The sequence below is a fragment of the Streptomyces sp. NRRL B-24572 genome (assembly GCF_002156145.1).
In the GTDB taxonomy this organism is placed as follows: Bacteria; Actinomycetota; Actinomycetes; order Streptomycetales; family Streptomycetaceae; genus Streptomyces; species Streptomyces vietnamensis.
The window spans coordinates 1-8,347 of sequence record NZ_MWIG01000792.1 but is presented as its reverse complement, the minus strand read 5'-3'; the positions used below and the strand labels follow the sequence as shown (position 1 = coordinate 8,347).

Sequence of the window (8,347 nt, the reverse complement as noted above, 5' to 3'; positions counted from 1 at the left end):
CCCCCGCGTGGGCCCGCGCCCGGGGCTTTCGCCCCGCACCGGGCAAAGGCGCCACCCGCACCGGCAGAGGTCCAAGATCCCGCCGCCCGCCGCCCGAGGCGCCCGCACCCGCCCTTCTGGCACGGTTCACTTCCCGTTCACCCTCCCCCGCCGACCGCTTCACCTGTTCTGCCTAATTTCGGCCTTACACGGTGCACGGAGCACAGCGACGCACCGACCAACCGACACACGCCGCCGTAGAACGGTCAGGACATCACGGTCCGCGACAAGGCGGCTTCTGGAAGGAAACACCCGAAAGTGAAGCTTTCGCGTAAGAACGGGCTTCGCGCCTCCGCGATCGGTGCCCTCGTCGTCTCCGGTGCGCTCGTCCTCTCGGCGTGTGGCTCGGACAACAACACGGAGACCCCGACGAAGGACGGCGGCACCAAGACCTCCGCCGCCGCGTCGAACATCGCGTGCGACGGTGCCAAGGGCCAGATCCTCGCCGCCGGCTCCAGCGCGCAGAAGAACGCCATGGACCTGTGGGTCAAGAACTTCCAGGCCGCGTGCTCCGGCGTCGAGGTCAACTACCAGGCCATCGGTTCCGGCGGCGGCATCACCAAGTTCAACCAGGGCCAGGTCACCTTCGCCGGCTCCGACTCCGCCCTGAAGCCCGAAGAGGTCGCCGCGTCGCAGAAGATCTGCAAGGGCGGCAAGGGCGTCAACCTCCCCATGGTGGGCGGCCCCATCGCCATCGGCTATAAGCTGGACGGCGTGGACAACCTGGTCCTCGACGCCCCCACGCTGGCCAAGATCTTCGACACGAAGATCACCAAGTGGAACGACCCGGCGATCGTCAAGCTGAACCCGGGCGCCAAGCTCCCCGACACCACGATCCAGGCCTTCCACCGCTCGGACGAGTCGGGCACCACGCAGAACCTGGGCAAGTACCTCTCCGCCACGGCCCCGGCCGACTGGAAGTACGACCCGAAGACGAAGTCGTGGCCCGCCCCGAACGGCCAGGCCGCCAACGGCTCCTCCGGTGTCGCCACCGCGGTCAAGGACGCCGAGGGCTCCATCGGCTACTTCGAGCTCTCCTACGCCACGGCCAACAAGATCTCCACGGTCAGCATCAACACCGGCGCCTCCGCCCCGGTCGCCGCCTCCACGGAGAACGCCTCGAAGGCCATCGCCGCCGCCAAGATCAAGGGCACCGGCAGCGACCTGGCCCTCTCCCTCGACTACACCACCAAGGCCGAGGGCGCGTACCCGATCACCCTGGTCACGTACGAGATCGCCTGCGACAAGGGCAACAAGGCGGACACCCTGCCGACCCTGAAGGCCTTCCTCACCTACACCGCCAGCGAGGAGGGCCAGAAGGTCCTCTCCGACGCCGGCTACGCCCCGCTCCCGGCCGAGATCGCGGCCAAGGTCCGCGCGATCGTCCCGACCCTGTCCTGACCCCCGGCCGGGCCCGGCCCCTCACCTCGCGTGAAGGGGCCGGTCCCGGCATCCGGTGCACCGCCGCCAGGGCCCCGTCACCCCGCAAGGGACGTACGGGACCCGCAGACCGGAGAAGAACAGATGGCTACCACCACACCTGACATACAGAGGAGCCGGAGCGCCAAGAGCGCGACCCGCCCCGGGGACCGCATCTTCAGCGGCCTGTCCCGCGGCTCCGGCATCACCCTCCTCGTGATCATGGCCGCGATCGCGGTCTTCCTGACCTACCGTGCCGCCCTCGCCATCTCGAAGGACAGCACGAACTTCTTCACCACCTTCGAGTGGAACCCGGCGAACAACCCGCCGGTCTTCGGCATCGCCGTCCTCGCCTTCGGCACCCTCGTCTCCTCGGTCATCGCGATGCTCATCGCCGTGCCCGTCGCGATCGGGATCGCCCTCTTCATCTCGCACTACGCCCCGCGCAAGCTGGCCAAGCCGCTCGCGTACGTCGTCGACCTGCTCGCCGCCGTGCCCAGCATCATCTACGGCCTCTGGGGCGCGATCTTCCTCGTCCCGTACCTGGACGGCCTCAACAAGTGGCTCGACCAGTACTTCGGCTGGACGTACATCTTCGACAAGTCCCAGGACGGCGTCGCCCGCAACCTCTTCACCGTGGGCATCCTCCTGGCGATCATGATCCTTCCGATCATCACCAACGTGACCCGCGAGGTCTTCCTCCAGGTCCCGAAGATGCACGAGGAAGCCGCCCTCGCCCTCGGCGCCACGCGCTGGGAGGTCATCCGCATGTCGGTGCTGCCCTTCGGCCGCTCCGGCATCATCTCCGCCTCCATGCTGGGCCTCGGCCGCGCACTCGGCGAGACCATGGCCGTCGCCGTGGTCCTCTCCCCCAGCTTCGTCCTCTCGGGCCACCTGCTCGACCCGGGCGGCGGCACCTTCGCGCAGAACATCGCCGCCAAGTTCAACGAGGCCGACGGGTTCGGCCGGGACGCGCTGATCGCCTCCGGTCTCGTCCTCTTCGTCATCACCCTGCTGGTCAACGGCGCCGCACGCTGGATCATCGGCCGCCGCAAGGAGTACTCGGGGGCCGCGGCATGAGCCACGCCATACAGGAACGTCCGGTCGCGGCCACCCCGCACCGCGCGCCTCTCTCCCACGCCCGGCTGCCCCGCTGGACCCCGGCCGCCGTCGCCGCCGGATCCATCGCCGCGGCCGTCGGCATCGGCCTCGCCGCCGGCTGGCACAGCAAGGTCCAGTGGGGCCTGATCGCCGCGCTGCTCTTCGTCCTCGTCACGTACGCCCTCACCACCAAGGTCGAGGGCCGCCGCCAGGCCAAGGACCGCGTCGCCACCAGCCTCGTCTGGGTCTGCTTCGTCCTCGCCGTCGTCCCGCTGCTCTCCCTCGCCTGGGTCACGATCAGCAAGGGCCTCGAAGCCCTCAGCCCGTACTTCCTGACCCACTCGATGAACGGCGTCCTCGACGCCGAGGAGGGCGGCGGCGTCTACCACGCGCTGCTCGGCACCATCGAGCAGGTCGGCATCGCCACCCTGATCGCCGCGCCGATCGGCCTGCTGACCGCCGTCTACCTCGTCGAGTACGCCACCGGCGGCAAGCTCGCCAAGGCCGTCACCTTCTTCGTCGACGTCATGACGGGCATCCCGTCGATCGTCGCCGGCCTCTTCATCCTCGCCACCTGGAACCTGATCCTGGGCTTCGGCCCCTCCGGTTTCGCCGGCGCGATGGCCCTCGCCATCCTGATGATGCCGGTCGTGGTCCGCTCCACCGAGGAGATGCTCAAGCTCGTCCCGAACGAGCTCCGCGAGGCCTCCCTCGCCCTCGGCATCCCCAAGTGGCGCACCATCCTGAAGGTGGTCCTGCCCACCGCGATCGGCGGCATCACCACGGGCGTCATGCTCGCGGTCGCCCGCATCACCGGTGAGACGGCCCCGGTCCTCCTCCTCGTGTTCGGCACGAAGCTCATCAACCCGAACCCCTTCGAAGGCGCCCAGTCCTCCCTGCCGCTCTACGTGTACGAGCAGTACGCGGTCGGCACCGACGCCGCCGTGGCCCGCGCCTGGGCCGCCGCGCTCGTCCTGATCGCCTTCGTCATGATCCTCAACCTGGTGGCCCGCGGCATCGCCCGCTGGAAGGCCCCGAAGACCGGCCGCTGACCGCGGCACATTGGAAGTGATTCACATGGCCAAGCGAATCGACGTCAGCGGCCTCTCCGCCTACTACGGCGCCCACAAGGCGATCGACGACATCTCGATGACCGTCGAGCCCCGCTCCGTGACGGCCTTCATCGGCCCCTCCGGCTGCGGCAAGTCCACCTTCCTGCGCACCCTGAACCGCATGCACGAGGTCACCCCCGGCGGCCGCGTCGAGGGCAAGGTGATGCTCGACGACGAGAACCTGTACGGGGCCGGTGTCGACCCCGTCGCCGTGCGCCGCACGGTCGGCATGGTCTTCCAGCGCCCGAACCCCTTCCCCACCATGTCGATCTTCGACAACGTGGCGGCGGGCCTGCGCCTCAACGGCTCGTACAAGAAGTCCCAGCTGAACGACATCGTCGAGCGGTCCCTCAAGGGCGCCAACCTCTGGAACGAGGTCAAGGACCGCCTCAACAAGCCGGGTTCCGGCCTCTCCGGCGGCCAGCAGCAGCGTCTGTGCATCGCCCGCGCCATCGCCGTCGAGCCGGACGTCCTGCTCATGGACGAGCCCTGCTCGGCCCTCGACCCGATCTCCACCCTCGCCATCGAGGACCTCATCGGCGAGCTGAAGGAGCGCTTCACGATCGTCATCGTGACGCACAACATGCAGCAGGCCGCCCGCGTCTCGGACCGCACGGCCTTCTTCAACCTGGCGGGCGTCGGCCAGCCCGGCAAGCTGATCGAGCTGGACGACACCGAGCGCATCTTCTCCAACCCGAGCGTCCAGGCGACCGAGGACTACATCTCCGGCCGCTTCGGATAAAGACCGTCTTACGGTGCTGCATGGCGGTGCCACCGTAATGACGAGGGCCCGGCTCCCCCACAGGGGAGCCGGGCCCAACCACTTTCGCGAGGTCCTACCCGAAGATCAGCTTGATCACGTAGTAGCTCACCGCGGCGACGATCCCCGCCGCCGGCATCGTGATACCGCATCCCCCGGGGGACGACCCCCGGACCCCCGGCAACACCGGTTGCCGCCGCCCATCACCCGAAGATCAGCTTGATCACGTAGTAGCTCACCGCGGCGACGATCCCCGCCGCCGGCATCGTGATGAACCAGCCCAGGACGATGTTCTTGGCGACACCCCACCGGACCGCGTTGACGCGCTTCGTCGCACCGACGCCCATGATCGCGGAGGTGATGACGTGCGTCGTCGAGATCGGCGCCTTGAAGACGAACGCCGTCAGGAACATGATCGACGCGCCGGTCGTCTCCGCCGCGAAGCCCTGCGGCGGGTCCAGCTCGATGATCTTGCGGCCGAGGGTCCGCATGATGCGCCAGCCACCCGCGTACGTACCGAGCGAGAGCATGATGGCGCAGGCGAGCTTCACCCACACCGGGATCGGCGCGTCGGCGCTCTGCACGTCACCGATGACCAGGGCCATCACCACGATGCCCATGGTCTTCTGGGCGTCCTGGAGGCCGTGGCCGAGCGCCATGCCGGCCGCCGAGACGGTCTGCGCGATGCGGAAGCCGCGCTTGGCCTTGTGCGGGTTCGCCTTGCGGAACATCCACAGGATCGCGGTCATCACCAGGTAACCGGCGATGAGGCCGACGACCGGCGAGAGGAACATCGGGATGACGACCTTCTCGAGGACGCCCGACCAGATGACCTGCGTGCCACCCGCGAGCGCCGCGCCCACCATGCCGCCGAAGAGCGCGTGCGAGGAGGACGAGGGAAGCCCGAAGTACCAGGTGACGAGGTTCCAGACGATCGCGCCGAGCAGCGCGGCGAAGAGGATGCCCATCCCCGAGTTGCCCGTCGGAGTCTCGATCAGACCCTTGCTGACGGTGTGCGCGACACCGCTGCCGAGGAAGGCACCGGCGAGGTTCATGACGGCCGCCATCGCCAGCGCCGCCCGGGGGGTCAGCGCCCGGGTCGACACCGAGGTGGCGATGGCGTTGGCGGAATCGTGGAAGCCGTTCGTATACGTGAAGCCGAGCGCGACACCGATGGTCACGATCAGAGCGAAGGTGTCCACGAAGCTCAGGACTCCTTGACCGCGATGGTCTCCACCGTGTTGGCCACGTGCTCGAAGGCGTCGGCCGCCTCTTCCAGCACATCCACGACCTGCTTGAGCTTCAGCACCTCGATGGCGTCGTACTTGCCGTTGAAGAGGTGGGCGAGCAGCTTGCGGTGGATCTGGTCCGCCTGGTTCTCGAGACGGTTGACCTCGATCCAGTACTCGGTGAGGTTCGACATCGTCCGCAGGTTCGGCATGGCCTCGGCGGTCAGTTCCGCCGCCCGGGCCAGGACCTCGATCTGCTGCTCGACACCCTTGGGGAGCTCTTCGATGTTGTAGAGGACGACCAGGTCGACGGCCTCCTCCATGAAGTCCATGATGTCGTCGAGGGACGAAGCGAGGGAGTAGATGTCCTCGCGGTCGAAGGGTGTGATGAAGGAGGAATTCAGCTGGTGGAAGATCGCGTGGGTGGCGTCGTCACCGGCGTGCTCCGCTGCCCGCATCCGCTCCGCGATCTCGGCCCGGGCGGAAGGCTCCGCTCCGAGCAGTTCCATCAGGAGCTTGGAGCCCGTGACGATGTTGTCCGCGGACGCGGCGAACATGTCGTAGAAGCTCGTCTCCCTGGGGGTCAGACGAAATCGCACGTGAGGTCCTCGGGTGTGCTGGGTTTCGGTCAGGCTGATGCTAGGCGCATCATCCGGCCACGGCTAACCGGCGTATCTCAGTGTCGCCCATCAGGCACAGTGAACTGCAGCGGGCCCCCGCCCGGATCGGCGGGGATCGGTACCATATACCCACGAGGGGTATACACCCCCTTAATGGACAACGGGAGGACGCGATGACGACCACCGAGACGGACCAGGTCACCCCCGAGGCCGTCGAGGCCGTCGAGGCGGCCGACCACGCACACGCCGACCACGCGCACGGTGTGCACGGCTACCACAAGCAGAAGGACGAGCACCTCAAGCGGCTCCGCCGGATCGAGGGCCAGATCCGCGGTCTCCAGCGGATGGTCGACGAGGACGTCTACTGCATCGACATACTCACGCAGGTCTCCGCCTCGACGAAGGCGCTCCAGTCCTTCGCCCTCCAGCTCCTGGAGGAGCACCTGCGGCACTGCGTCGCGGACGCGGCGGCCACCGGCTCGGGCATCGACGAGAAGGTCGAGGAGGCCACGAAGGCCATCGCCCGCATGATGCGCACCTGAGCGGTACGGGCGGGGCGGCACCGCCGAGGGTCCCGCGCGACCGCGAGAGGCCCTCGTGCCGCCCGGCCGTCAGAAGTCCTTCACGGCCCGCTCCGCCGCCACCCGCAGCACCTCGTCGATCCGATCGGCGCTGAGCCGTTCCCCGTCCGCGGCCGATGCCGCGATGATCAGCTCGCCGCAGAGCTCGATCTCGGCGAGGGCGACGCAGTCCGGGTCTGCGGGAACGGTTGCTGTACCGGGCGGGGCCACGCGCATCCACCTCTTCCTGCCGGCGTCGGTCTCCCAGCGGTCTCCCAGCGTAGGTACGGGGCCACGCGCCGCGCATGACACGTCCGGACCATTTGCCGATGGTCCGGACCGCCACCGCACCGGGTCAGGCCTTGATCTTCCCGGCGTAGATGTCCCGGCGGTCCGGCAGCGTCACCTCGACGGGGGCCCCGAAGCCGTACAGCAGGGTCGTCGAGGCGACCGCGACCGTCCGGCCCTGGTTGCTGAAGCTGAACTGGTGGCGCACCTTCCGCAGCCGCCCCTCCCCGTCGAGGTACGCGTCGAAGGGCACGGTGTCCTTGGCGAACCCTTTCGCCGCCGCGGCGAGCGCCCCGCGCAGCTGCGGCGAGGCGACCCGGGCGGCGTGCGCGATGTCGGCGACGCCGCGGTAGTGGCTGACTTTCACCCCCGCCAGCTCGACCTCGCCGAGGTACGTGACCTCGCGGGCGCCCCGCAGCAGCTCGGCCGCGGCGGCCGGGTCGGTGGCGCCGTTGGTGACGAGGTTCCCGTCGTCGAGGGTCGTGGTGTCCACCCGTACCCACTTGTCGGCGGGGACGCCGGCGCCGCGGTTCTTCATGTAGAGCGCGCCGGGGGTGAGGAGCTCGGTGATCGGCCGGTGTTCGCTCGTCCCGGCCGGGTCCTTCGGCAGCAGCACCTGGAGGCGGCCGGTGCGGCGCCGGAAGTCGTAGCCGCCCTCGCCCCGGATGGTGACCCGGGTCCCGCCGGAGGCCATCTCCATGGAGGTGCTGGCCTTGGAGGTGCCGGCCTTCGCCAGGGCGTCGGCGGCGTTCCGTACGGCGAGGGCGGGGTCGACCGTCGACTTGGGGTCGTCGGGGGCGGCGCACCCGGAGAGCGCGGTGGGCCCGACGAGGGAGCCGACCAGGACGGCGGTGACGGCGAACGCCCCGCGACCACGACCGTGCGGACGCCCGTACCCCTGGACCACCATCGTCTGCCAACCCCCAACGCCTCACCGCTGTTTGCCCGGGACCCGGCCTTCCCCGGCGCCCTCGGGCCCGGGAACACCCGATCCGCATAACGACGGTGGGGGCGTGCCGTCACGCGCAGTACGGTGGTGGGGTGCACGCGCAGGGATCCCCCCACACCACGACGACGACGGAGCGCGGCTCGTTCGCGCTGGCACGGTGCAGCTGCGGCTGGACGGGCCCTAGCCGGGAACTGCTGTACGGAGGTGTTCCGCCGCGTCCGAGCGGGCCTTGTCGCGGGATCTGCGGGCCGGGCCCGTCCAGCCGCAGCT

General features: G+C 69.1%; 9 protein-coding genes. 5 read left to right on the top strand and 4 right to left on the bottom strand.

Annotated elements, in window-relative coordinates; translation table 11 throughout:
* Positions 1 to 297: 297 nt before the first annotated feature.
* From pstS to pstB, 4 genes are all read left to right on the top strand, one after another.
* Complete coding sequence (gene pstS, locus CCN56_RS36090) at positions 298 to 1,440, top strand: phosphate ABC transporter substrate-binding protein PstS (RefSeq protein WP_086831977.1); 1,143 nt, start codon at positions 298 to 300, stop codon at positions 1,438 to 1,440.
* A gap of 123 nt (positions 1,441 to 1,563) precedes the next feature.
* A complete protein-coding gene (gene pstC, locus CCN56_RS36085) occupies positions 1,564 to 2,538 on the top strand; it encodes a phosphate ABC transporter permease subunit PstC (RefSeq protein ID WP_086831976.1) in 975 nt (324 codons plus the stop codon).
* Positions 2,535 to 3,611 (top strand): phosphate ABC transporter permease PstA, encoded by a 1,077-nt coding sequence (gene pstA / locus CCN56_RS36080; RefSeq protein WP_086831975.1) that lies wholly within the window; start codon positions 2,535 to 2,537, stop codon positions 3,609 to 3,611. Before pstC ends, pstA begins: the two co-directional genes overlap by 4 nt.
* Before the next feature lie 25 nt (positions 3,612 to 3,636).
* Positions 3,637 to 4,413 (top strand): phosphate ABC transporter ATP-binding protein PstB, encoded by a 777-nt coding sequence (pstB, locus tag CCN56_RS36075; protein WP_086831974.1) that lies wholly within the window; start codon positions 3,637 to 3,639, stop codon positions 4,411 to 4,413.
* A gap of 221 nt (positions 4,414 to 4,634) precedes the next feature.
* On the opposite strand, the gene CCN56_RS36070 is transcribed toward pstB, so the two are convergent.
* Positions 4,635 to 5,633, bottom strand: a complete 999-nt coding sequence (locus CCN56_RS36070) for an inorganic phosphate transporter (protein WP_086831973.1) — start codon at positions 5,631 to 5,633, stop codon at positions 4,635 to 4,637.
* Between the two features lie 5 nt (positions 5,634 to 5,638).
* A complete protein-coding gene (locus tag CCN56_RS36065) occupies positions 5,639 to 6,259 on the bottom strand; it encodes a DUF47 domain-containing protein (RefSeq protein WP_041130381.1) in 621 nt (206 codons plus the stop codon).
* Positions 6,260 to 6,453: 194 nt separating this feature from the next.
* On the opposite strand from CCN56_RS36065, the gene CCN56_RS36060 reads away from it, so the two are divergent.
* The gene (locus tag CCN56_RS36060; RefSeq protein WP_086831972.1) at positions 6,454 to 6,822 is read left to right on the top strand and encodes a metal-sensitive transcriptional regulator; all 369 of its coding nucleotides are present in this window, start codon (positions 6,454 to 6,456) and stop codon (positions 6,820 to 6,822) included.
* A 69-nt stretch (positions 6,823 to 6,891) separates the two neighbouring features.
* Here CCN56_RS36060 and CCN56_RS36055 read toward each other — a convergent pair whose 3' ends face one another.
* A complete protein-coding gene (locus CCN56_RS36055; protein ID WP_086831971.1) occupies positions 6,892 to 7,077 on the bottom strand; it encodes a hypothetical protein in 186 nt (61 codons plus the stop codon).
* A gap of 118 nt (positions 7,078 to 7,195) precedes the next feature.
* On the bottom strand, positions 7,196 to 8,038 hold the full coding sequence (locus CCN56_RS36050; RefSeq protein ID WP_086831970.1) for a hypothetical protein: 843 nt from the start codon (positions 8,036 to 8,038) through the stop codon (positions 7,196 to 7,198).
* Between the last annotated feature and the right edge of the window lie 309 nt (positions 8,039 to 8,347).

What these genes read in the sequence shown, in the direction of transcription:
- pstA (WP_086831975.1), top strand. Translation starts at nt 2,535, where the DNA reads ATGAGCCACGCCATACAGGAACGTCCGGTCGCGGCCACCCCGCACCGC.
- pstC (WP_086831976.1), top strand. Translation starts at nt 1,564, where the DNA reads ATGGCTACCACCACACCTGACATACAGAGGAGCCGGAGCGCCAAGAGC.
- CCN56_RS36060 (WP_086831972.1), top strand. Translation starts at nt 6,454, where the DNA reads ATGACGACCACCGAGACGGACCAGGTCACCCCCGAGGCCGTCGAGGCC.
- pstB (WP_086831974.1), top strand. Translation starts at nt 3,637, where the DNA reads ATGGCCAAGCGAATCGACGTCAGCGGCCTCTCCGCCTACTACGGCGCC.
- CCN56_RS36055 (WP_086831971.1), bottom strand. Translation starts at nt 7,077, where the DNA reads ATGCGCGTGGCCCCGCCCGGTACAGCAACCGTTCCCGCAGACCCGGAC.
- CCN56_RS36050 (WP_086831970.1), bottom strand. Translation starts at nt 8,038, where the DNA reads ATGGTGGTCCAGGGGTACGGGCGTCCGCACGGTCGTGGTCGCGGGGCG.